General features: G+C 58.9%; 22 protein-coding genes and 2 tRNA genes. 11 read left to right on the forward strand and 13 right to left on the reverse strand.

Features of this window, described 5'->3' with window-relative positions; translation table 11 throughout:
- Nucleotides 1-412: 412 nt before the first annotated feature.
- Nucleotides 413-1,132, reverse strand: coding sequence for a UTRA domain-containing protein (locus LIX91_RS03205; RefSeq protein ID WP_003390893.1), 720 nt, complete (start codon nt 1,130-1,132; stop codon nt 413-415).
- Nucleotides 1,133-1,486: 354 nt separating this feature from the next.
- Here LIX91_RS03205 and LIX91_RS03210 point away from each other — a divergent pair, with 354 nt between their 5' ends.
- The 6 genes from LIX91_RS03210 to LIX91_RS03235 all read left to right on the forward strand — a co-directional run bounded on the left by LIX91_RS03210 (nt 1,487) and on the right by LIX91_RS03235 (nt 6,785).
- A complete protein-coding gene (locus LIX91_RS03210; RefSeq protein ID WP_226487969.1) occupies nt 1,487-2,554 on the forward strand; it encodes an ABC transporter substrate-binding protein in 1,068 nt (355 codons plus the stop codon).
- A gap of 78 nt (nt 2,555-2,632) precedes the next feature.
- On the forward strand, nt 2,633-3,439 hold the full coding sequence (locus LIX91_RS03215) for an alkaline phosphatase family protein (RefSeq protein ID WP_024662222.1): 807 nt from the start codon (nt 2,633-2,635) through the stop codon (nt 3,437-3,439).
- Nucleotides 3,436-4,278, forward strand: a complete 843-nt coding sequence (locus LIX91_RS03220; protein ID WP_003421288.1) for an ABC transporter permease — start codon at nt 3,436-3,438, stop codon at nt 4,276-4,278. Before LIX91_RS03215 ends, LIX91_RS03220 begins: the two co-directional genes overlap by 4 nt.
- Entirely contained in the window at nt 4,265-5,062 is a 798-nt protein-coding gene (locus tag LIX91_RS03225) for an ABC transporter permease (RefSeq protein ID WP_003346546.1), read from the forward strand. Before LIX91_RS03220 ends, LIX91_RS03225 begins: the two co-directional genes overlap by 14 nt.
- 1 nt (nt 5,063) lies before the next feature.
- The gene (locus LIX91_RS03230) at nt 5,064-6,053 is read left to right on the forward strand and encodes an ABC transporter ATP-binding protein (RefSeq protein ID WP_003346544.1); all 990 of its coding nucleotides are present in this window, start codon (nt 5,064-5,066) and stop codon (nt 6,051-6,053) included.
- A gap of 78 nt (nt 6,054-6,131) precedes the next feature.
- Nucleotides 6,132-6,785, forward strand: coding sequence for an HAD family hydrolase (locus tag LIX91_RS03235; RefSeq protein ID WP_003415645.1), 654 nt, complete (start codon nt 6,132-6,134; stop codon nt 6,783-6,785).
- A gap of 19 nt (nt 6,786-6,804) precedes the next feature.
- On the opposite strand, the gene LIX91_RS03240 is transcribed toward LIX91_RS03235, so the two are convergent.
- Nucleotides 6,805-7,767, reverse strand: a complete 963-nt coding sequence (locus tag LIX91_RS03240) for an NAD(P)H-quinone oxidoreductase (RefSeq protein WP_003409516.1) — start codon at nt 7,765-7,767, stop codon at nt 6,805-6,807.
- A 138-nt stretch (nt 7,768-7,905) separates the two neighbouring features.
- Here LIX91_RS03240 and LIX91_RS03245 point away from each other — a divergent pair, with 138 nt between their 5' ends.
- Together LIX91_RS03245 and LIX91_RS03250 are read left to right on the forward strand one after the other, a co-directional pair.
- Nucleotides 7,906-9,987 (forward strand): carboxy terminal-processing peptidase, encoded by a 2,082-nt coding sequence (locus LIX91_RS03245; protein ID WP_181016356.1) that lies wholly within the window; start codon nt 7,906-7,908, stop codon nt 9,985-9,987.
- A 117-nt stretch (nt 9,988-10,104) separates the two neighbouring features.
- Nucleotides 10,105-11,877, forward strand: a complete 1,773-nt coding sequence (locus tag LIX91_RS03250; RefSeq protein ID WP_100072385.1) for a bifunctional diguanylate cyclase/phosphodiesterase — start codon at nt 10,105-10,107, stop codon at nt 11,875-11,877.
- A gap of 17 nt (nt 11,878-11,894) precedes the next feature.
- On the opposite strand, the gene LIX91_RS03255 is transcribed toward LIX91_RS03250, so the two are convergent.
- From LIX91_RS03255 to LIX91_RS03275, 5 genes are all read right to left on the reverse strand, one after another.
- Complete coding sequence (locus tag LIX91_RS03255; RefSeq protein ID WP_003317436.1) at nt 11,895-12,266, reverse strand: hypothetical protein; 372 nt, start codon at nt 12,264-12,266, stop codon at nt 11,895-11,897.
- Complete coding sequence (locus tag LIX91_RS03260) at nt 12,263-12,604, reverse strand: multiprotein-bridging factor 1 family protein (RefSeq protein ID WP_003415640.1); 342 nt, start codon at nt 12,602-12,604, stop codon at nt 12,263-12,265. Before LIX91_RS03260 ends, LIX91_RS03255 begins: the two co-directional genes overlap by 4 nt.
- A 100-nt stretch (nt 12,605-12,704) precedes the next feature.
- Nucleotides 12,705-13,157 carry a YkvA family protein gene (locus tag LIX91_RS03265; protein ID WP_226487970.1) on the reverse strand — a complete coding sequence of 151 codons (453 nt, stop codon included), beginning with the start codon at nt 13,155-13,157 and terminating at the stop codon, nt 12,705-12,707.
- Nucleotides 13,158-13,523: 366 nt separating this feature from the next.
- Nucleotides 13,524-14,294, reverse strand: coding sequence for an FKBP-type peptidyl-prolyl cis-trans isomerase (locus LIX91_RS03270; RefSeq protein WP_226487971.1), 771 nt, complete (start codon nt 14,292-14,294; stop codon nt 13,524-13,526).
- Nucleotides 14,295-14,500: 206 nt separating this feature from the next.
- Complete coding sequence (locus LIX91_RS03275; RefSeq protein ID WP_226487972.1) at nt 14,501-15,910, reverse strand: DUF4329 domain-containing protein; 1,410 nt, start codon at nt 15,908-15,910, stop codon at nt 14,501-14,503.
- Between the two features lie 247 nt (nt 15,911-16,157).
- Here LIX91_RS03275 and LIX91_RS03280 point away from each other — a divergent pair, with 247 nt between their 5' ends.
- Nucleotides 16,158-16,676 carry a hypothetical protein gene (locus tag LIX91_RS03280; protein ID WP_226487973.1) on the forward strand — a complete coding sequence of 173 codons (519 nt, stop codon included), beginning with the start codon at nt 16,158-16,160 and terminating at the stop codon, nt 16,674-16,676.
- A 32-nt stretch (nt 16,677-16,708) separates the two neighbouring features.
- On the opposite strand, the gene LIX91_RS03285 is transcribed toward LIX91_RS03280, so the two are convergent.
- The 5 genes from LIX91_RS03285 to LIX91_RS03305 all read right to left on the reverse strand — a co-directional run bounded on the left by LIX91_RS03285 (nt 16,709) and on the right by LIX91_RS03305 (nt 19,404).
- Nucleotides 16,709-17,101: a VOC family protein gene (locus LIX91_RS03285; protein ID WP_003368327.1), complete on the reverse strand. Its 393-nt coding sequence runs from the start codon at nt 17,099-17,101 to the stop codon at nt 16,709-16,711.
- Between the two features lie 56 nt (nt 17,102-17,157).
- Entirely contained in the window at nt 17,158-18,348 is a 1,191-nt protein-coding gene (locus LIX91_RS03290) for a CaiB/BaiF CoA transferase family protein (RefSeq protein ID WP_226487974.1), read from the reverse strand.
- Nucleotides 18,349-18,473: 125 nt separating this feature from the next.
- Nucleotides 18,474-18,869 carry a hypothetical protein gene (locus LIX91_RS03295; protein WP_003415634.1) on the reverse strand — a complete coding sequence of 132 codons (396 nt, stop codon included), beginning with the start codon at nt 18,867-18,869 and terminating at the stop codon, nt 18,474-18,476.
- Nucleotides 18,870-19,230: 361 nt separating this feature from the next.
- A tRNA-Asp gene (locus LIX91_RS03300) sits at nt 19,231-19,307 on the reverse strand.
- A 21-nt stretch (nt 19,308-19,328) separates the two neighbouring features.
- Nucleotides 19,329-19,404 (reverse strand) — tRNA-Val (locus LIX91_RS03305).
- 171 nt (nt 19,405-19,575) lie between these two features.
- Between LIX91_RS03305 and rdgC the strand changes: the two genes are divergently transcribed.
- Both rdgC and LIX91_RS03315 read left to right on the forward strand, forming a co-directional pair.
- Nucleotides 19,576-20,496: a recombination-associated protein RdgC gene (gene rdgC / locus LIX91_RS03310; RefSeq protein ID WP_003317427.1), complete on the forward strand. Its 921-nt coding sequence runs from the start codon at nt 19,576-19,578 to the stop codon at nt 20,494-20,496.
- A 96-nt stretch (nt 20,497-20,592) separates the two neighbouring features.
- The gene (locus LIX91_RS03315) at nt 20,593-21,546 is read left to right on the forward strand and encodes a bile acid:sodium symporter family protein (RefSeq protein ID WP_100072130.1); all 954 of its coding nucleotides are present in this window, start codon (nt 20,593-20,595) and stop codon (nt 21,544-21,546) included.
- Nucleotides 21,547-21,984: 438 nt separating this feature from the next.
- On the opposite strand, the gene LIX91_RS03320 is transcribed toward LIX91_RS03315, so the two are convergent.
- Complete coding sequence (locus tag LIX91_RS03320) at nt 21,985-23,859, reverse strand: MFS transporter (protein ID WP_003415632.1); 1,875 nt, start codon at nt 23,857-23,859, stop codon at nt 21,985-21,987.
- Nucleotides 23,860-23,873: the final 14 nt, after the last annotated feature.

Consider the following 23,873-nt stretch of genomic DNA (forward strand, 5'->3'; position numbering starts at 1 on the left):
CAAGCATTGCTTTATAGGACAACCGCCATGTCAGCCTTAATCCCAACGTGGAACGATGGTGCACATAACACCAACTAAGCAGTGCACCACCTTCCACACTAAAAACCTACCACAACCTATTAGTAATCATTAATTAAGATTGAGATTTTTCTTACAACCCGCTAAAAATTAGAATAATTACTCTGAAAAATCTCGTGACAAAACCAACTAATTTAACCCTACCCCGCCAGCAGCAATAGAATAACGCCCATTGATTTTTTTTGTTAATCAAACGCATATATTATAAAAAACCTATTAAACAGGCCGTGCACTGCATAAGTTTTCATCAACGAAATGAGTATTTACGTATAGAAAACAGCGAACTAACGGTGGTACAGGTCGCGCTTGGGAAGTGGGTTTGCCACACCGGCATTCAGTCGCCATGCACCTCGGCGCGCACATGAATAGCATCATGACGCCAGTATTCGAGGTCACAGTCGATCAACCGATCTTTGCGATCATAATTGACACGTGCGATGCGCAGGCCCGGGCTGCCAAGCGAAACCTTCAGGGCGGCAGCCGCGTCGGCATGCAGCGCGGTCGGCACCATGTCGAAACGCACCTGCCCGTAATGCACGTCATAACTGCGAGCATAAAGCTCGGTGAGTGATTCGTTCAGATCATGCTCGAGAATGCCGGGAAACAACTCCGGCCTCAGGTAGTGCTCGACGTAGAGGACCAGCCGCTGATCGATACGACGCGCACGGCAGATCTGGATCACGCTCGACAGCGCCGGCAGTTCCAGCATTTCGCAGATCAGCGCTGAAGCAGGTTGCAGGCGTGCTGACAAAAGCTGGGTGTGCGGCACCCTTCCCTGAGCACAGACCATTGCGTGGAAATGGCTGCGTCTGATCAGGTCATAGGCCAGTCGCGGCGGGGAGATGAACCAGCCACGCCGCTCTTCCCGGTAGATCAGCCCCTGCGCTTCGAGCTGCAACAGCGCTTCACGCAAGGTAATGCGGGTGGTGGCGAATACCTCACTGAGCTTGCGCTCTGCGGGCAACTTGCTGCCATGCGGCAACAGGCCATGTTCGATCTGCTCCTGCAGCGCATGGCAAATCGTTGTTACCGCCCGTGGCACATCTTCGCGCATTCCGCTATCCATCTGGACTAGACCAGCCCTGTTACGAGGCATACATCAGTGCGGCCAACGCCGTTGGCTCCCTTGCAATGAGCCTAGGCCGGGTAGATGACTGTCCTGTTACAGGACAAATCACGTTCCATGCCAACTGCGCCGAAAACAGCCCTGAAACCCCTGCTCAGCGCGCACGTTGCGATGGTCTACGCTTAGCGCCAGGCACTGCCGGAGCCCGTGAAAAACGGTTTTGTCCGCGTAACACGACACGAAAATGTCATGCAAAACGCCTAACTTGGCTCAGGTATTGCTGATCTAGACCAAACAATCCGCAACGAACACTTCTCTCAAGAAGTGCACTAGGAGCTCCGAATGAAACATCTTTTGTTGGCATCACTCCTCGGTTCAGCCATGGCAATGAGTTCTCTGGTCATGGCTGCGGACACAGATCTTAAAACGCTGGAGGCTGCTGCCAAGGCTGAAGGCGCGGTCAACAGCCTCGGCATGCCGGATGACTGGGCAAACTGGGGCGGCATCTGGAAAGACCTGGAAGCCAAATATGGCCTCAAGCACATGGACACCGACATGAGTTCGGCCCAGGAGATCGCCAAGTTCGAGGCGGAAAAAGACAACGCCAGCGGTGACATTGGCGACGTAGGCGCAGCGTTCGGCCCTATCGCCACAGCAAAAGGCGTTACCCAGCCTTACAAGCCAACCACCTGGGAGCAAATCCCGACCTGGGCCAAGGACAAGGACGGCCACTGGGCGCTGGCCTACACCGGCACCATCGCCTTCATCGTTAACAAAAACCTGCTGCACGGTTCTGAAATCCCGAAAAGCTGGGCTGACCTGAAAACCGGCAAATACAAGGTTTCCATCGGCGACGTGAGCACTGCGGCTCAGGCTGCCAATGGTGTACTGGCAGCCGCCATCGCCATGAAAGGGGACGAAACCAACATCGCACCGGGCCTGGCACTGTTCACCGATCTGGCCAAACAGAAGCGTCTGTCACTGGCCAACCCGACCATTCAGACCATCGAGAAAGGCGAAATCGAAGTCGGTGTGGTCTGGGACTTCAATGGCCTGAGTTACAAAGCCAAGATGACCAAGCCCGATGATTACGTGGTGCTGATCCCGTCGGACGGCTCGGTGATTTCCGGCTACACCACCATCATCAACAAATACGCCAAGCACCCGAACGCCGCCAAGCTGGCGCGTGAGTACACCTTCAGCGATGCGGGTCAGATCAGGCTGGCAGAAGGCAATGCACGCCCGATTCGCGTAGAGCACATCAAACTGCCTGAAGACGTCGAAGCCAAACTGCTGCCGCAAGACCAGTACAAAAATGCCAAGCCGATCGAGAAAGCAGACGCGTGGGAGAAAACCTCCAAAGCGCTGCCGCAGATGTGGAACGAGCAGGTCATCATCGAGATGAACTGATTCTCTCCTGCGGCTCAGGGATGAAGTCGTGTACACCGGGCGAGCCAGTCTCGCCCGTTCTTTCAAAGCGAGTCGCCCATGAAACACAACGTCATCCTGATCGTGCTAGACGGCCTCAATTACGAAGTCGCCCGCCATGCGATGGGCCACCTTCAAGCCTGGCACGCTGCAGGCCGGGCCGCGCTCTACAAGATGGAATGCGAACTGCCCGCCCTCTCCCGCCCCCTTTACGAATGCATACTGACCGGTGTCGCGCCCATCGACAGCGGCATCGTGCATAACAACGTCTCGCGCCTTTCGAATCAGCGCAGCATCTTTCACTATGCTCGCGACGCCGGGCTGAGCACAGCAGCGGCGGCCTATCATTGGGTCAGCGAGCTGTACAACCGCACGCCGTTCGACCCGGCACGCGATCGCCACACCGAGGCAGCGGATCTGCCGATTCAGCACGGGCTGTTCTACTGGGCCGATCACTACCCTGATTCGCACCTGTTCGCCGACGCCGAAAGTCTGCGCCTCAGGCACGCCCCGAACTTTCTACTGATCCACCCCATGAACATTGACGACGCCGGGCACAAGCACGGCCTCGACACTGCGCAATACCGCAACAGCGCCCGCAGCGCCGACATCATTCTGGCTGACTACCTGCAACGCTGGCTGGACGCGGGTTATCAAGTGCTGGTGACGGCCGACCACGGCATGAACAATGACCGCTCGCACAACGGGCTGTTGCCGGAAGAGCGTGAAGTACCGCTGTTCGTCATCGGCGATGCCTTCAGCCTGAATGTCGACGCCGCGCCGCGCCAGACCGATCTGTGCGGCACCGTTTGCGAGCTGCTGGGTATCCCTCACGACAAACCGGTCTGCCGGGAGATCTTCAATTGACGACCTTTTCCCGAGGCAAGTGGCTGGGGCTGTTGTGCCTGCTGCCGTTCGCCGTATTTTTCATCGTGTTTCAGATCGCACCGCTGTTGTGGGTCGCGATCCACAGCCTGCAAAGCGATGCCGGCTGGGGCTGGGAAAACTTCACCCGGGCGTTCAGCTCGAAGTTCTATCGGCAGGCCATTCAGTACAGCCTGGAGATCAGCTTCTGGTCGAGCCTGTTCGGCATCATCATCTCCGTTCTGGGCGCCTATTCACTGCGCAAGGTGGATTCGCGGCTGCGCGATTTCGTCAACTCGTTCGCCAACATGACCAGCAATTTTGCCGGCGTTCCACTGGCGTTCGCGTTCATTATCCTGCTGGGGTTCAACGGCGCGCTGACCCTGATCCTCAAGCAGACCGGGATCATTGATGACTTCAACCTGTATTCCAAGACCGGACTGATCATCCTTTATACCTACTTCCAGATCCCCCTCGGCGTGCTGCTGCTCTACCCCGCATTCGATGCCGTGCGCGAAGACTGGAACGAGTCGGCAGCGCTGCTAGGGGCCAGCAGCTATCAGTTCTGGCGCTACATCGGCCTGCCGGTATTGACCCCGGCGCTGCTCGGTACTTTCGTCATTCTGCTGGCCAATGCGCTCGGCGCCTATGCCACGGTCTACGCGCTGACCACCGGCAATTTCAACGTATTGCCCATCCGTATCGCGGCGATGGTCGCGGGCGATATCACGCTGGACCCGAACATGGCCAGCGCGCTGGCGATGATTCTGGTCGGGCTCATGACCCTGGTGACCGTGGTCCATCAGTGGTTGTTGAGAAGGAGCTACCATGTCACGCGTTGAACGAGGGCCTGCGAGCATTTATCACAAGACGGTGGTCTACCTGCTGTTCCTGATCCTGTTGCTGCCGCTGGCTGGCACTTTCCTGTACTCGATCGCGACCAGTTGGTCGGCGACCATTCTGCCCAGCGGCCTGACCTTCAAATGGTACGTGGCGCTGTGGAGCGACCCACGCTTTCTGACGGCATTCGGCCAATCATTGCTGGTCTGCATCGGCGCACTGGTTCTTTCGGTGGTGCTGATTCTGCCCCTGCTGTTCGTCGTGCATTACTACTTTCCGCGCCTCGACGGGCTGATGAACATCCTCATCCTGCTGCCGTTCGCCGTGCCGCCTGTGGTCTCCTCGGTCGGCCTGCTACAGCTGTATGGCTCAGGTCCCATGGCGATGGTCGGCACACCGTGGATTCTGATCGGCTGTTACTTCACGGTCGCCCTGCCCTTCATGTACCGCGCCATCACCAACAACCTGCAGGCCATCAACCTGACAGACCTGATGGACGCCGCCCAGTTGCTCGGCGCCAGCACCTGGCAGGCGGCGTTCATGGTCGTGCTGCCCAACCTGCGCAAGGGCCTGATGATTGCCCTGCTGCTGTCGTTCTCGTTCCTGTTCGGCGAATTCGTGTTCGCCAACCTGCTGGTCGGCACGCGCTATGAAACCCTGCAGGTCTACCTCAACAACATGCGCAACAGCAGCGGTCACTTCAACAGTGCGCTGGTGATTTCCTATTTCCTCTTCGTGCTGGTGCTGACCTGGGCCGCCAATCGACTGAACAAGGACAAAGACTGAGATGAGTTTTGTCAGCATTGAAAACCTGCAGAAAAGCTACGCCAGCACGTCAGTGTTCAGCGACATCAACTGCAGCATCGCGAAGGGTGAATTCGTTACCTTGCTGGGCCCGTCGGGCTGTGGCAAATCCACCTTATTGCGCTGCATCGCCGGGCTGACCCCGGTCAACAGCGGGCGCATTCTGCTCGATGGCAGCGACCTGGTGCCGCTCACGCCGCAAAAGCGCAACATCGGCATGGTGTTCCAGAGCTATGCGCTGTTTCCCAACATGACCGTCGAGCAAAACGTTGCCTTCGGGCTGCGCATTCAGAAAGTCAGTGCCGACGAGAGCGCAAGGCGCGTTGCCGAGATTCTGCGCATGGTCGAGCTGCACGATTTCGCCACACGCTACCCGCATCAGTTGTCCGGCGGGCAATGCCAGCGTGTGGCGCTGGCACGCTCACTGGTCACTCGCCCGCGTCTGCTGCTGCTCGATGAGCCGCTGTCAGCGCTGGATGCGCGGATTCGCAAGAACCTGCGCGAACAGATCCGCGCCATTCAGCGCGAGTTGAGCCTGACCACTATTTTCGTGACCCACGACCAGGAAGAGGCACTGACCATGTCAGACCGTATCTTCCTGATGAACCAGGGCCGGATCGTGCAGAGCGGCGACGCCGAAACCCTCTACACCGCGCCCGTGGACGTGTTCGCCGCAGGCTTCATCGGCAACTACAACCTGCTGGAAGCCGACGACGCCACTCGCCTGATGCAACGCCCGATCAACAGCCGCGTAGCGATCCGCCCTGAGTCGATCCAATTGAGCCTGACGGGCGAACTGGAAGGCGAAGTACGCAGTCACAGTCTGCTCGGCAACGTCATCCGCTACCGGGTGCAGGCGCGTGGCGTAGACCTTGTGGTCGACGTACTGAACCGCAGCGCCGACGACCTGCACCCGGACGGAAGGCGTGTAACACTGAACATCGAACCGTCGGCGCTGTGCGCGCTTGACTGACGCAACCGCCGAGCTTTCGCTTGAAGCTTGAAGCTTGAAGCTTGAAGCTAACGTAACCAACACTGAGGATAAGCACACATGCCCCTGGCAATTTTCGACCTGGACGAGACCCTGATCGGTGGTGATTGCGCCACGCTCTGGAGCGAGCAGATGGGTCGCCTGGGCTGGGTTGACTCGACGTCGTTCATGCAACGCAACGACGAACTGATGGCGGCCTACAGCGCGGGCGAGCTCGCGATGGAAGACTACATGGCCTTCAGCCTGGAACCCATGGCTGGCCGTACCCCCGAAGAAATCGATCATCTGGTCGGCCCTTGGGTCGAGGACGTCATCGAGCCGATCATCTACAGCGACGCCTGCACGTGCATTGCAAGGCACCGCGCCAAGGGTGACCGCATCCTGGTGATCTCGGCGTCGGGTGTGCATCTGGTCAAGCCGATCGCCGAACGCCTCGGCATCGACGAAGTGCTGGGTATCGAGCTGGACGTGCAGCATGGCGTCTACAGCGGGGCCACCGTCGGCGTGCTGACTTATCGGGAAGGCAAGATCACGCGCCTGATGGAGTGGCTGGATGCCGAGGGGGAAAATCTCGAGGGTGCGAGTTTCTATTCGGATTCGCGCAATGACCTGCCGCTGCTGCTCAAGGTTGACCACCCTAACGTGGTCAACCCCGATGCCGTGTTACTGGAACACGCGCAGAAAGCCGGCTGGCCGGTGCACGACTGGAGCTGAGTCCAGAGGCACCGACGGGTCAGACCAGGCTTTCGTCGATGACCAGCACGATCTTGCCGGACACCGTGTTGGTCGCCAGCTCTTCGAACGCCGCTTCGGCATCCTTGATCGCAAAGGATTTCGCCAGTTGCGGCTTGAGGCGACCCTCAGTGAACAGCGGCCAGACGTGCTGACCCAGATCGCTGAGCAGGTCGGCCTTGAACGTGTCGTCGCGGCTGCGCAAGGTCGAACCCATCAACTGGATACGCTTGCCCAGTACGTGAGCCAGGTCCACCTGCGCCTCGCGGCCGCTCATGATGCCGATCAGCACCCAGCGACCGTCCAGGGCCAGCAGTTTGACGTTGAGCTCGGCGTAGCTCGCCCCCACCGGGTCGAGAATGACGTTGAACGGTGCAAAATCGCTCAGGCCTTCAAGACTTTCGCTGCGCACCACACCGCCCTGCGCACCCAGTTCGACGCAATAGGCCAGCCGTTCGGCCGAGCCGACGCTGACCCACACCGGGTTGCCAAACGCCTTGCAAAGCTGAATCCCGGCTGAACCAACCCCACTTGCGCCAGCGTGCAGCAAAACCTTCTCGCCAGGCTTGAGCCCGGCGAGTTCGAACAGGTTCAGCCACGCCGTGGCATAGACCTCGGGAATGGCCGCCGCCTCGTGCAGCGACAGACCTTCCGGGACCGGCAGCACGTGTCGCCCATCGACCACCACTTCTTCGGCCATCGCCCCGCCCGCCAACAGCGCACAGACGCGGTCTCCGACCACCCAGGACGAACCCGGACCGACTTCGGCGATCACGCCGGAGCATTCCAGACCCAGTGTCTGGGTGACTCCAGGCGGCGGCGGATACTTGCCTTCGCGCTGTAACAGATCGGCACGATTCAAACCTGCCGCAGCCACTTTGATACGTACCTGCCCCACATCGAGGGCCGGACTCGGCTCCTCGACCCATTCCACATGTCCTTCAACGCCTTGCAATGCCTTCACGGTGCCTCCATAGTGAGTCCAGACTGAGCCCGTGGCTGTTTTGCCCGGGCTTTTGCATTATGCGGCCGGGTCCAAAGGAACCGGCGACCTCAAAGACGGCCTAATATGCGTTATCAATTGTCCTCGCGTCGAATCAGCATGAAGCAATTATTCCCCAGCACTGCCCTCGCACTGTTTGTCGGCCTTAGCGTTTTGCCGATGTCAGCCAGTACCTTTGCCGCCAACAGCTGGGATAATCTTCAGCCGGACCGCGACGAAGTGATTGCCAGCCTCAACGTGGTTGAGCTGCTCAAACGACATCACTACAGCAAGCCGCCCCTGGACGACAAGCGTTCGGCGATTATTTACCAGAGCTACATCAAGCAACTGGACCCCTCGCGCAGCTATTTCATGGCCAGCGACATTGCCGATTTCGACAAATGGCAGTTCCAGTTCGACGACTTCCTGAAAAGCGGCGACCTGAACGCCGGCTTCATCATCTACAAGCGCTATCTGGACCGCGTCAACGCACGTCTGAACTTTGCGCTGGGCGAGTTGGCCAAGGGCGTCGACAAGCTCGACTTCAATACCAAGGAAACCCTGCTGGTCGACCGCAAGGACGCCGCATGGCCCAAGGATACAGCCGAGCTCGACGAACTGTGGCGCAAGCGCATCAAGGATGAAGTCCTGCGTTTGAAGATTGCAGGCAAGGACCCGGCGAAGATTCAGGAAACCCTGACCAAGCGCTACAAGAATCAGCAGGCGCGTCTGAATCAGACCCGTGCCGAAGATATCTTCCAGGCCTACATCAATACGTTCGCCATGTCCTATGACCCGCACACCAACTACCTGTCACCTGACAGCGCGGAGAACTTCGACATCAACATGAGCCTGTCGCTGGAAGGCATCGGCGCCGTGTTGCAGAGCGATAACGACAACGTCAAGATCGTGCGTCTGGTCCCGGCAGGTCCTGCGGCCAAGACCAAGCAAGTCGCACCGGCCGACAAGATCGTGGCCGTTGCCCAGGGCGACAAGGAAATGGTCGACGTGATCGGCTGGCGTCTGGATGAAGTGGTCAAGCTGATCCGCGGTCCGAAAGGCTCCGTGGTTCGCCTGGAGATCATCCCGGCCAGCAATGCGCCGAATGACCAGACCACCAAGATCGTCGCCATCACCCGTGAAGCGGTGAAGCTTGAAGAACAGGCGGCCAAGAAGTCGATCCTGCACCTCAAGCAGGATGGCAAGGACTACAAGCTCGGGGTCATCGACATTCCGGCCTTCTATCTGGACTTCAAGGCCTACCGTGCCGGCGATCCGGAATACAAGAGCACCACCCGTGACGTGAAGAAACTGCTCACCGAATTGCAGGCCGAGAAGGTCGACGGTGTGGTACTGGATCTGCGCAACAACGGTGGCGGTTCGTTGCAGGAAGCCACCGAGCTGACCAGCCTGTTCATCGACAAGGGCCCGACCGTGCTGGTGCGCAATGCCGACGGCAAGGTCGACGTGCTGGAAGACGAAGCCAAGGGCGCGTTCTACAAAGGGCCGATGGCACTGCTGGTCAACCGCCTGTCGGCGTCGGCGTCGGAGATTTTCGCCGGGGCGATGCAGGATTATCACCGCGCGCTGGTGATCGGTGGTCAGACCTTCGGTAAAGGCACCGTGCAGACCATTCAGCCGCTCAATCACGGCGAACTGAAGCTGACGCTGGCCAAGTTCTACCGGGTTTCCGGTCAGAGCACCCAGCATCAGGGCGTGGTACCGGACATCACTTACCCGTCGCTGATCGACACCAAGGAAATCGGCGAGAGCGCCCTGCCCGAGGCCATGCCGTGGGACAGCATCAAACCGGCGATCAAGCCGGCCATCGATCCGTTCAAGCCGTTCCTTGCCCAGCTGCAGGCGCGTCACGAAGCACGTTCGACCAAAGACGCCGAGTTCGTGTTCATCGAGGATCGCCTGGCGCTGGCCAAGAAGCTGATGAACGAGAAGACCGTCAGCCTCAATGAAGCCGACCGTCGTGCCGAGCATGCCTCTATCGAAAGCAAGCAACTTGCGCTGGAAAACACCCGCCGCAAGGCCAAGGGTGAAGAGCCGCTCAAAGAGCTGAAGAAGGAAGACGAAGACGCGCTGCCGGTGGAAGACGAGAAGACCAAACCCGAGGACGATGCCTATCTGGCAGAGACCGGGCGCATTCTCATCGACTACCTGGGTCTGAGTGCAGCGGTCGCGAAAAAGTAACACAGGCTCATTGATGGCCATTTAGCTTCAACGTCATCAAACAGTCATGAAGCTGTCGTGAAATACGGGGCTGAACGCGAAATCGTTCAGCCCTTTTTCATTCTCTCCGAGACGACCATGACCATAACAGAGCAGCTGAGCGCACTGAGTTCCATTCTGGCTCGTGGTGATTTGCACAGTTTGTTCCAGCCCATCGTCTCGCTGTCGGAGCACCGGATTCTGGGCTATGAAGCCCTGACCCGCGGCCCTTCCAACAGCGCCCTGCACTCACCCTTGAACCTGTTCGCCATAGCCCGCCAGGCCGGTCGTCTGAGCGAGCTGGAGCTGAGTTGCCGGGACAGCGCCTGCAGACGTTTCAGTCAGCAGAAATTGCCCGGCAAGCTGTTTCTAAACGTCTCTCCCGAATCGCTGCTCGAAACCTCTCACCCTCCGGGCCGGACCCTGGAAATGCTGCGTCGCTACCAGATCGCGCCCAAGGACGTGGTCATCGAACTGACCGAGCAGATGCCCACCGATGATTTCGACCTGCTGTACAACGCCTTGCACCATTACCGCGACATGGGTTTTTCCATCGCGCTGGACGATCTGGGTGCCGGTTATTCGAGCTTGCGACTCTGGTCGGAGCTGCGTCCGGACTACGTGAAAATCGATCGGCACTTCATCGACGGCATTCACCAGGATGCGGTGAAGCGCGAGTTCGTCGGCTCCATGCTGCAGATGGCCAAGGCCTCCAGGGCGACGGTGATTGCCGAAGGCATCGAATTGCCGGAAGAGCTGGCGACGCTGAAAGACATGGGCGTGAACCTGGTTCAAGGCTATCTGCTGGCGCGTCCTCAGGAGCGCCCGCCGCGTGACACCCGCGCCATGCTGCCCAGAACAGAGGTCACAGTGGTGCCGCTCAGCGAAGAGGCGGCCGACCTGTCTGCGCTGCTCAACCCGCAGCCATCGGTCAGCCAGTCCACCCCCACGGCTGAAGTGCTGGAAGCGTTTCGCAGGCAGGCCAACCTCAACTCGCTGGCGGTGCTGGATGACGACGCCCGACCGTGTGGCATCGTCCACCGGCACTCGTTGTCCGAGGCCCTGCTCAAGCCCTTCGGCACCGAGCTGTTTGCCCGCAAACCGATCAGCCGCCTGATGAGCAGTGACTTTCTGGCCGTGGAAGTCAGCCACTCGCTGCAACAGGTCAGCCGGCTGTTGACCAGCCGCGCCCGGCAGCGCATCGAGGAGGATTTCATCATAACCTCGAACGGTGCCTATCTCGGGCTGGGCCGGGTGATCGACGTGCTCAAGCTGATTACCGAAATGAAGATCCAGCAGGCACGTTACGCCAACCCGCTGACCCTGCTGCCCGGCAACGTTCCGATTCAGCAATGCCTGACTCGGCTGCTGCAGCAAGGCCGTGCGTCGATGATCTGCTACGTGGATATCGACAGCTTCAAGCCCTTCAACGACATCTACGGTTATGCGCGTGGCGACGAGGTGCTGTTGTGTCTGGCGCAATGCCTGAACGACCGCATCGATCCGGCCAGAGACTTTGTCGGGCATATCGGAGGGGATGATTTTCTGATGGTGCTGGGCTTTGATGACTGGGAACGACGCCTGAAAACCCTGCTGGATGATTTTCAGAATCAATGCCGTCGCTTCTACCGCGCAGAACACCTGGAAGCCGGTTGCTTCATCGCCCTCAACCGTCAGGGCCAACGCCAGGAATTCCCCCTGCTGTCGCTGTCGATTGGCGTGGTGCACCTGCATGAAGAAAGCTGCACGCTGGTCGATGCCAGCCAGTTGGCCGACCTCGCTTCACAGGCCAAGCACTTCGCCAAGGATGTCGCCGGCGCCAGCATTCACGTCATTGATTCGACGCGGCTGGATTTGTTGATGCAGGCGTGAGGGCCGGTGCCATAGCCCTACTGCGCTTCAGCTTCAGGATAACTGTACTCGAACACCCGAACCACTTCCGAGGCGTGCCATGAGGCTGCCGCGACGCCGTCCGAAGGTCCGGTGAAGCGGCCCAGCCGTTCAGCGCACTCGAAAAAACCGGGACGCGGCAGGCGGCTTGCGCCCTGGCTGATGACCAGCGAACTGCGCAAGGGCTGTTCAGCGCGGGCATCCATGGCGGCGAGGTGCTCAAGGGCGGCGGTCAGGGTCTGCATGGCCGGGCTGGGCAGTTGCAGGCGTTCCACCAGAGCGCGATAGGTCAGCAGATGCCGTTGGCGACGGGCCAGATCGAGCTCATTGAGCAGCCCATCCCAATGCTGACGACTGATGCGCACGCTCACGACTCACCTCGCCAGCCCGACACCCCAAGCTCCCACGCCAGGCTGCGCTTGATGGCACCGTCCGGCTCACGAGTACCGTTCTCGATCAATTCCAGATAGGACGGGCTGATCCCGACGGTACGCGCCAGGCTCGCCGCTTCAAGGCCCTTGGCCTCGCGCAGTGCACGCAACTGATCGAACCCGGGAAGCTCACTGGCAGTGGTGCCGGAAGTCGATGCAGCGGGCTCGCTGGAAGGTTTGCCGGCCAGTCCGGCAGCCTTGAGCAGCGCTTGATACTGCGCCCAGGGCAGCACTGCGTATTCAGGCTCCCCGTCACGGGATATCACTTGAAGATCCATAGAGTCACCTTGTACTACACGACTGCATACTGATCAGGCCTGATCCATAGGCAGGCATCTTAACAGCGGAACGCCAGGGCTTGTGTTCAATCCGTGAGACTTACACCTTGCCTCGCTCTTGCTCCAGCAATGCCTGAGTCTTCGGCAGTTGCTCGACCACGATGAGTTTCTCGGGCGATTGTTGCGCGCGCCACGCACGAAAGGCGTCCAGCTCATTGCTCAGGTGCTTGGTAACCCACGCCAGCACGGCGATGTCATCAAGCATGCCGAGGCCGGGTATCCAGTCGGGGATCGCATCCAGCGGGCTGAGGAAGTACATCAGACCGGCGACGATGGACAGGATCGCTTTAGGACTGATGGCGCGGTATTCGCCCCGCCAGTAAGCCAGGCACAAGGCCTGCAGCAAACGCAGGTCTTCCTTGAGTTTGCCCAGACGACTGCCTTCACTGTTGCCCTTGCGCGCGACAGCGAACAGCAATCTTGGCAATCGTCCAGCCGCCAGCAGACGCCGGGCTCCGGGCAGATAACGGATAAAATTCCACGGTGCTTTCATACCCACTCCCGTTCAGCAAAATGTCGTTCGATAAAAGCAGATCCGCCGAACCTGCCTGGCCAGTGCCACAAGGTTATCCACAATAATTGTGGATAACCTTGTGAACAGCGGCTTTTTTCCAGCCTCAACACCCCGTTTTCGGGGGGCCATAGTCAAATCGGGCGTTTTTTACTCACAAAAAAACTACAAACGTGTGAACCCGACACCCTCTATGAAACGAGTGCCTTGATATTGCCAGACTGTCGGACAATGCTTTTGCATGCATCCATGGTAGTGGGACTCCCCGAATGGCCAAGCGTTCGGCAAATAAGCCGGACACAAAAACGCCCTGTCGAGACAGGGCGTTTTCTGTAGCCAAGTGGTGCGTTACTTCTTGGCCGGAGCCGAAGCGGCAGGAGCTGCCTCTTCTTCGTCGGCATCAGTACCAGGCGTCGGTGCCGCTGCAGGGTCCTTGATACCCAGCAGTTCGAGATCGAACACCAGTACCGAGTTGGCAGGGATCGCCGGGCTCGGGCTCTGTGCGCCGTAAGCCAGATCACTCGGGATGAAGAGTTTGATCTTCTCGCCGACGTGCATCAGTTGCAGACCTTCGACCCAACCCGGAATCACACCGCCAACCGGCAGATCGATCGGGCTGCCGCGTTCAACGGAACTGTCGAAGACCTTGCCGTCGATCAGCTTGCCTTCGTAGTGAACAGTCACAACATCGGTAGGCTTGGGCTGAGCGCCATCGGCTTTCTTGATGATCTGATACTGCAGGCCGGAAGCGGTGGTGACCACGCCGTCCTTTTTACCGTTCTCTTCGAGGAATTTCTTGCCAGCGGCAGAAGCTTCTTCGCTCATCTTCGCCAGACGCTCTTCGGAACGCTTTTGCAGCGAGGAGAAGGCTTCAACCAGCTCTTCGTCCTTGAGTTTCTGATCTTTCTTGCCGACAGCATCTTCGATACCCAAGGCTACAGCCTTGGAATCCAGATCATCCATACCTTCCTGAGCCAGGCTTTTGCCCATGTTCAGACCGATGCCATAAGACGCTTTTTGTGCTGGGGTTTTCAGCTCTACGGTGCTGGCTTGCTTATCACAACCTGCGAGTACCAGACCGACCAGGGCAATCGCCGCTGCCAACCGATGCTGTTTCATGCTAATTCCTTGTTCATGCGCCAAAAGGGCAAACGAGTAAAGCCGCGAGCTTATCAGGCCGCCGCGATCAATGGCTACCGGCATGAGAGGCAGAAAACGCCGATAAGTTCAGGTATCCAAAGGTTTTCCCGGATCTGTACCGCATTGTTCAGTTGCAGTTCAGTTTGTGATTCGCGAAGGCAAGGCGCTGGCTCGCTGCAAAGGGCTCAGGCCAAGGGACTGATCACCCCGGCATCAGGCCAGCGCTCACTGGTCTGCAGCACGCGCAGAAGCCCGGCCCGCGCCACTCGAAGGACGAAATCCTGCACGCTGAGGGTACCGGCCGCGAGTTGCGCCTGAACGGACTCGGCCCCTGAGTACACGCGCGATACGCTTTGCAACAGTTGAAACTCCTCGGCGGACTGACTGGGGGTGTAACAGAGCAGCGCGCCGTCGGCTGCCGAGAAATAAACGGCGGACATCTCGAAACCATAGCGAATCGGCAAGCCTTTGCGGCGCTGTGCCGGTTTGTGCCGGTAACTGAACATCCGGTGCAGGTCATCCGGCTCGAAGAAATCGTTGATGACTTCACGCCCGCTCTCGACGGCCAGATTGGCAGAGCAGAAATACATGCCGTCCACACGATAGCCGTCAGGCAATGCAGGCCGGTAATACGCATCGGGATGGAACGCCGAACACGGCGCATACACCGGCATGCCGTCATCGAGAATCGGCTCGGCAATCCGATGGGCTCGCGTGAGCGGATTGAACAGAAGACAACCGATGATCTGTGAATGAATACGACTGCCGATACGGCCATGTGCGTAACGTGCAGCCTCATCGGCGCTGTCGAACGGCGCGCTGAGGCTCAGGGGTCGGGGTGGCCATTGCGCGTCGCAGCTTGCGGGCGATTTGGCGGGAGGTGTACGAGCGGCAGCGTCGTCCGGGTAAGGCTGCCAGTCGGCCGGCACTTTGCCTGCCCGCCCCCACAGTCGGCTGGGCACTATCACGTGCAGATCCCCGGCACCGGCCAGCAGGCGCACCACATCACTGGGCGTCATGCTGAGGTTCTGCAACGCCTTGTGGATCTGACTGAGTTCACACAGGTGCGGCATGCTCTGCGGACCGGAGACACGCGCAAACAGGGTGTCTTCGGCGGCAGAGCGAGACAGCGTGTATTTGATCAGGGAACCGTCAGGCCCGGAAAGATAGGTCGCCGCACACACCTCCTTATCGTCGATCACCGCATAAATGTCGCCGACTGAAAAACTGTTCGGGTAAGTAACCTTTTCACTCTCCGGCCATTCGTCCAGCCCTGCCTGCAGTGAAGGGTGAGAATGGTAAACCGCATAGTCGTCATGCCCTTGCGGGTAGAGCACATAACCTTCCTGCTCGTTGCGCGGGAACACTTCGTTGGGATCGAAGCTGAACTGGCTGCCGTTCATGGGTTCGGTCGCAACGTACTTGCCGTCCCTGCGAACCAGAATGAAACCGCCGTATTCGCGATCACGCCGGTCGCCGATCCGCTCATGGGCATAACGCGCCGCGTCGTCAGGATGATCGAACGGCGCGCTGAGCTCAGGCATGTCGGAATGGTGATCGATGGATCGTTTGTAGAGTCTTTTTCTGGGGTGCATCCGGGGCTCCTTGAAAGCCTGACTGATTGAGTCATGAGCGTAAGGAAACCCGGCACGGCGAGTGACATAGATGAATATGACGTTACGTAGGTTGGCCGGCGCCGAACAACATGAAATTAAAGATAATTTTTAAGCATTCCGGGATGTGCTTCGATCCGCGGCGTGGGCGAGTCTGCCCAGCCCCTGCGTCGACCATCGCGACTGGCGACCAGGGCTTACGCAGTTTGTCGTGCTCAGGAACGTTTTTATGCAACCGACCACTCGTTTTCGCTCAAAGCGCTCGACAGCTCGCCAGTTGGCAAGCCTGGCCGTGATCGCCGCAGCAGCCATGTTGCCGGTCAGCGCAGCCTATGCCACCAAGAAGCCGCCTCTGGTTGTCACTGAGGGCATCAAGGCCTACCGCCTGTGCACAGGCCCCGACAATCTGTCACACGTCATCGAGGGTTCGATCGATCAAAAAGCCATGACCGATGTCAGCGCCCTGCACTTCAAGGAAACCCCGGCGCACTCGTCCTTTGACTGGCATCCGGCACCCGAAGAGCAGTACGTGATCACCCTGTCCGGCACGCTGGAATTTTCCACCACCGGCGGCGAAAACTTTGTCCTGCACCCCGGGGAAGTGTTGCTGGCGCAGGACACCAAAGGCCCCGGCCATCGCTGGAAGCTGATCGATGATCAGCCCTGGCGACGTGCGTACATCATCACCAAGCCAGGCGACAAGGGCGCGTTCGTGCCGAAGGACGGAGCGCCTGCGAAGGGCTGCTGATGCTGTGATGCAGCCGCCCTCATCGAGCGCGATTAAATCGACACATCAGCCGCTGGCTCGGAAATTTCGATCAGGTTCAGATCCGGATCACGCACATACACCGACCAGATCGGCCCGGTAGCACCGGTGCGCTCGACTGGGCCTTCGACGATCGGCCAGTCCTGCTCCTGCAGGTGCACAATCACCTGCTCCAGCGGGATGGTGGCGATGAAACACAGATCCAGCGCACCCGGCACTGGCAAATGGGCCTTGGGCTCGAACTCCTTGCCGCGTTCATGGACATTGATTTTCTGATTGCCGAAGCGGAATGCCAGACGCCCCTGACGAAAGCGTTCAGGGGTCATACCCAGGACACGTACGTAAAAGTCCTTGCAGGCGTCGATATCGGCAGTGGTCAGTACCAGGTGGTCCAGATGATCAATCACGGGATCAGCTCCGTTTGGAATAGAGTTCTGTTTTACGACAACGGCCACGTTTCGGATCAGATAATGCCAAGCCGACGCCACTCGGCACGTGTAGCAGCGTCGATGCCATGTGCTTCAAGCACGGCATCGGTGTGTTGACCGAGTGTCGGCGCAGACGATCTTACCTGACCCGGCGTGTCTTGAAGTTTAGGCACAATCCCCGGAAGGGTGACGGGTGTTCCGTCATCCAGCGTGCCCTGCAACAGCATGTCCCGCGCCTGATAATGCGGGTCACTGGCGATGTCGGCAGCGTCGTAGATCTTGCCAGCCGGGATACGTGCTTCGTTGAGCGCTGCAAGGACTTCGTCCATCGAGCGTTCGGCGGTCCAGGTCGAAATGGCCGCATCGATACGCGCCACGTGCCTGACCCGCCCGTCGTTATGCTCAAGCTCGGGGTCGCTGGCCAGGTCCATACGGCCGATCTTTTCCATCAGGCGCCGGAAGATACTGTCGCCATTGCCCGCGATCAACGCGTACTTGCCGTCATTGCAACGATAGGCATTGCTCGGAGCGATGCCTGGCAGGCTGCTGCCAGCCGGCTCGCGGACAGTATCGAATACCGAGTACTCGGGAATCAGGCTTTCCATCATGTTGAACACTGACTCGTACAACGCGACATCTATCTGCTGCCCCTCGCCGCCATTCTGCTCGCGGTGACGAAGCGCCAGCAGAACGCCGATCACACCGTGTAGCGCAGACAGCGAATCACCAATCGATACGCCGACACGCACCGGCGTGCGCCCTGCCTCACCGGACAGATGACGCAAACCGCCCATCGCCTCGCCGATCACACCAAAACCCGGCCGGTCGCGATACGGGCCGGTCTGCCCGTAGCCAGAGACACGCAGCATGATCAGTTTTGGATTGAGGGCGTGCAGTGCTTCCCAGCTCAACCCCCAGCCTTCAAGTGTGCCGGGGCGGAAGTTCTCGACCAGTACATCGGCATCCCGGATCAGCCGCCGAGCCATTTCCTGCGCCTGAGGCTGGCGCAGATCGAGGGTCACCGACTGTTTGTTGCGGGACTGCACCGCCCACCAGACCGATGTGCCGTTATGCAGCAAACGCCATTTGCGCAGGGGATCCCCGGTCAGCGGCGGCTCAACCTTGATGACCTCGGCACCGAACTCGGCGAGGATCTTCGCCGCGAACGGCCCGGCAATGAGCTGACCCAGCTCCACCACCTTGATGCCGTGAAGAGGCAGGCTCATGACACGTCCTTTCTTGTTGGGAGGTGGAGGAATGATCTGCGCAAATGCGCTGGATGGAAAGCCGGACGGTGCGCTGCCAGATCGGACCGCCGTAAAAAACCCCGCGCCAGGCGGGGTTCATTGAATCAATTACTGCAAGCCAACTGAAAACTCATCGAGGAATCGCCCGAGGCACCTCGTTTACCGACCATAAGGCCCAACACATTGACCTCTTCTGCTGTAGCGGCTCCGCCCAACTTGGCGTGCCCGTAGAACAGCCGTTCATGATCACTGGTATCAATGGAAGAGACCGAACAGAAGCCAGGCGCCTTTTTAAAATGGCCTTCATTGAAGAGCACTTTATAAGTCGCGAAGTAGTCTTTCTGACTGCTGTAACTTACAGACTTGATCCAGGGAGACGACTGAGCAACGACATTGCCGTGCTGGTCGATGGTCGCGGTGTGCAGTGCTGGCGTGGCCAGCGCGCCCGCAGAGAGGATCAAGGCTGTGGTGCCTGCAAGCAGTTTAAAACGATTTTTCATAGTTATCCCTTAACTCACTACAGTATCAGACCGCCTCGATTCGGCGGTCGGCTTGGATTAATTATTCTGGGTAATCAAGAGCATTGCTGATGTCTGGATACCCGATCAACCCATTCAGCTAATACCAGCAAAGAGGATAAATCAAGCGTTCACCGAGGCTAACTAACAAGCCTGGTTTTAACTTCAATATTTAAGGAAATTACTTACATTCGCGAAGAATAATTCTTACAGAACTTCAATAGAACTGCCGCGGGGGCATTGCATGAGGGGGTTGGAATTTCCAAACGACGGAAAGCAAAAAGCCCGCACTGGGCGGGCTTTCTGTTTGCTTCAAGGAGTTCAAGGGCCTTGAAGCGGAATATGGCGCAGCGGACGGGACTCGAACCCGCGACCCCCGGCGTGACAGGCCGGTATTCTAACCGACTGAACTACCGCTGCGCGTAACACTAAAAGCGAGTTTGGTGGGTGATGACGGGATCGAACCGCCGACCCGCTGCTTGTAAGGCAGCTGCTCTCCCAGCTGAGCTAATCACCCTTCACTCTCGGTGTGGCGCGCATTCTACGGAGCGACCTGTACTCTGGCAAGCACTTTTTTAAATAATTTTTATAATCCTTCCAAAGGCTTACAAACGCTCTGTACAGGGTTGGCCCCAGCGGCTGAGGAGCGAATAATGCCCGCCTTTGTATAGAAAGAGAGATTCACCTCATGTGGTTCAAAAACCTGCTTGTCTATCGCCTGACCCAGGACGTGCCTTTTGATGCCGAAGCGCTGGAGACAGCACTGGCGACCAAGCCGGCGCGCGCCTGCGCCAGCCAGGAGGTAGCCACCTATGGTTTCGTCGCTCCTTTCGGCAAGGGCGAAGACGCTCCATTGGTACACATCAGTCAGGACTTCATGCTGATCGCCGCACGCAAGGAAGAACGCATTCTGCCGGGCAGCGTCGTGCGTGACGCGCTCAAGGAAAAGGTCGACGAGATCGAAGCCGAGCAGATGCGCAAGGTCTACAAGAAGGAACGCGATCAGCTCAAGGATGAAATCATCCAGGCCTTCCTGCCGCGCGCCTTTATCCGCCGTTCCGCCACCTTCGCCGCCATCGCGCCGAAACAGGGCCTGATCCTGGTCAATGCCTCCAGCCCGAAACGCGCCGAGGACCTGTTGTCCACCCTGCGCGAAGTCATCGGTTCGCTGCCGGTACGTCCGCTGACGGTCAAGGTTTCACCGAGTGCGACCATGACCGACTGGGTCAAGACCCAGAAAGCAGCCGACAACTTCTTCGTGCTGGACGAGTGCGAGCTGCGCGACACCCATGAAGACGGCGGCATCGTGCGCTGCAAGCGTCAGGACCTGACCGGCGACGAAATCCAGCTGCACCTGAGCACAGGCAAGGTCGTGACCCAGCTGTCGCTGGCCTGGCAGGACAAATTGTCGTTCGTGCTGGACGATAAACTGGTGGTCAAGCGTCTGAAGTTCGAGGACCTGCTGCAGGATCAGGCCGAACAGGACGGTGGTGACGAAGCGTTGGGGCAGCTGGACGCCAGCTTCACGCTGATGATGCTGACCTTCGGCGAGTTCCTGCCGGAGCTGTTCGAGGCATTGGGCGGCGAAGAGATTCCGCAGGGCATCTGATACACGCTCTCGCAGCACTGCCGCTCGAAACACCGCGCCGTCTCGTCAGACGGCGCATTCATTTCATCCCGGTTATTCAACAAGAAGGAACAGGCCATGCGTGCGTTGGCAGCCTTGAGTCGTTTTGTCGGCAACACGTTTGCCTACTGGGTGTTGTTGTTCGCCATTCTGGCGTTCCTTTTTCCGCAGGCATTCATTGGCCTCAAGAGCTGGATCGTGCCGCTACTCGGCCTGGTCATGTTCGGCATGGGCCTGACCCTGAAACTCGACGATTTTTCCGAAGTCGCACGCAACCCGTGGCGAGTGGCTCTGGGTGTGATTGCGCACTTCGTGATCATGCCCGGTGTGGCCTGGTTGCTGTGCCAGGTGTTTCAACTGCCGCCGGAGATTGCCGTGGGCGTGATTCTGGTCGGCTGCTGTCCGAGCGGCACTTCATCCAACGTCATGGCCTGGCTGGCAAAGGGTGATCTGGCGCTGGCGGTGGCGATCGCTGCGGTCACTACGCTGCTCGCCCCGCTGCTGACCCCGGCCTTGATCTGGTTCCTCGCTTCGGCGTGGCTGCCGGTGTCTTTCCTCGATATGTTCTGGTCAATCCTGCAACTGGTCATGCTGCCGATTGTGTTGGGTGTGGTTGCCCAGCGTCTGTTAGGCGCGCGGGTCAGCTATGCGGTAGACGTGCTGCCGCTGGTGTCGGTGGTCAGTATTGTGATGATCGTCTGTGCGGTGGTCGCCGCCAGTCAGGCGAAAATCGCTGAATCCGGCCTGCTGATCATGGCGGTGGTGATTCTTCATAACACGTTCGGTTTTCTGTTGGGTTATTTCACTGGCAAGGTTTTCAAGCTGCCATTGGCGCAACGCAAGTCGCTGGCGCTGGAGGTCGGTATGCAGAACTCGGGGCTGGGCGCTGCGCTGGCCAGTGCGCATTTCTCGCCGCTGGCGGCGGTGCCGAGCGCGCTGTTCAGTGTCTGGCACAATATTTCCGGGGCGTTGCTGTCGACGTATTTCAGGAAGATGCCGGAGGAAGAGAAGACGTCCGTTGATGCCAGTTGACTATCGTTCCCACGCTCCAGCGTGGGAATGCAGTTCGTGACGTTCCGCGTCACACGGCGGTTCTTTGATGTCAGGTGAATCGGGGTTCGGCTCAGGTCACCTTTTCGCCCCTCGGCGACTCACTTTGAGGGACCAAAGTGAGCAAAGTCCCCGCTCCTGTTTCCGGCCCGACTTCGTCGGGTTCCTTCGCCCTGTCACTGATCCGGGGGTCGCCGCAACGCGCCATCCATGGCACGGTGCGGCTAGCCTGGCGTCCTGCCAGGCTACCCCCGGATCAGCGCCAGGACTCAGCCGTCACTAACGTCGCACTCTGCGTCGTCTGTGCCATCGTGGTTGAAAAGCGCTTCAGAGCAATTTGGCTAAATGCACGGCTCGGGAACTGATGAATATCGTGCCAATGCGGAGTGATTGGCACGTCAGTCGTACGGAGCGCCGGCGCTACTGCACTTTCCCTCTCAGCGCTTTGACTTCTTCGCGCACGTCCACGGGGGTTGCCACGTCAGCGGCAATGGGCGAACCGGCAACCAGTACGACGCGAGACCAGAGGCGGCGAAACAGGGTCTTGCTCGGGTCGCGGCTGAAGAAGCTGCCCCACAGGCCTTGCAGTGCCAGTGGAATGACCGGTACCGGGGTTTCCTGGATGATGCGGCTCATGCCGTTCTTGAAGCCGTTGATTTCGCCGTCGGTGGTCAGTTTGCCTTCCGGGAAGATGCACACCAGTTCGCCTTCCGCGAGGTACTGGGCGATGCGCTTGAACGACTTTTCGTAGATGTCCATGTCTTCGTTACGCCCGGCAATGGGGATGGTCCCGGCTGTGCGAAAGATGAAGTTGAGCACGGGCAGCTGGTAGATCTTGTAGTACATGACAAAGCGGATCGGGCGCCTCACAGCACCGGCAATCAGCAACGCATCAACAAAGGACACATGGTTGCAGACCAGCAGCGCCGCGCCTTCGTCCGGGATGCGGTCCAGATTGCGGTGTTCGACGCGGTACATGGAATGGCCAAGCAGCCAGATCATGAAGCGCATGGTGAACTCGGGGACGATCTTGAAGATGTAGATGTTGACCGCGATGTTCATCACCGACACGGCCAGAAACAGCTGCGGAATCGACAGTTTGGCAACGCTCAGCAGCAGGATCGAGACAATCGCCGAGACCACCATGAACAGCGCGTTGAGAATGTTGTTGGCGGCGATGACGCGCGAGCGCTCTTTCAGCGGCGTGCGCGACTGGATCAAGGCGTACAGCGGCACGATGTAAAAGCCACCGAATACGCCGATACCCAGAATATCGAACAGCACCAGCCAGCCCTGCCCTGAGGACAGCACCGCCAGCCAGTCGTTGGCCTGCACGTTCTGCGGGAAACCGCCCGAATGCCACCACAGCAGCAGGCCAAAAATCGTCAGGCCCATCGAGCCGAACGGCACCAGCCCGATCTCGACCTTATGCCCGGACAAGCGCTCGCAGAGCAACGAGCCCAGCGCGATGCCAATCGAGAATACGGCCAGAATCAGCGTAACGACCGTTTCATCGCCGTACATCCATTCCTTGGCATAGGCCGGGATCTGCGTCAGGTAGATAGCGCCCACGAACCAGAACCACGAGTTACCGACAATCGAGCGCGAAACCGCGGGCGTCTGCCCAAGCCCCATGCGCAAGGTGGCCCATGACTGGGTAAAGATGTTCCAGTTGAGCTTCATCTCCGGCGAGGCAGCATCGGCGCGCGGGATACCGAAGCTGGCCAGGAACCCCAGGCAGGCGACCAGCACGATGGCAGCCGCCACCACCCAGGCATAGTGCGAAGAAGACATCATCACACCCGCGCTGATGGTGCCGGCCAGAATCGCCAGAAAGGTGCCCATCTCGACCAGCGCGTTGCCGCCGACCAACTCGCTCTCGCGCAGGTGCTGGGGCAGGATCGAATATTTGACCGGCCCGAACAGCGCCGAGTGCGTACCCATGGCGAACAGCGCGGCCAGCATCAACTCCAGATGATTGAACAGAAAGCCTGCGGCGCCGACCACCATGATGACGATCTCGCCGAACTTGATGATCCGGATCAACTTGTCCTTGGGGTACTTCTCACCGAACTGCCCGGCCAGCGCCGAGAACAGAAAGAACGGCAGGATGAACAGCAAGGCGCACAGGTTGACGTAGATCGAGCGATCCCCGTCGATGCTCAGCTTGTAAAGGATGGCAAGGATCAATGACTGCTTGAAGATGTTGTCATTGAATGCCCCGAGGGACTGCGTGATGAAAAACGGCAGGAAACGGCGTTTCCCGAGCAGGCTGAATTGTGACTGTTGGCTCATCGTCCGTGGTCCTG

Source organism: Pseudomonas sp. B20, assembly GCF_020515755.1.
GTDB classification, from domain to species: domain Bacteria; phylum Pseudomonadota; class Gammaproteobacteria; order Pseudomonadales; family Pseudomonadaceae; genus Aquipseudomonas; species Aquipseudomonas syringae.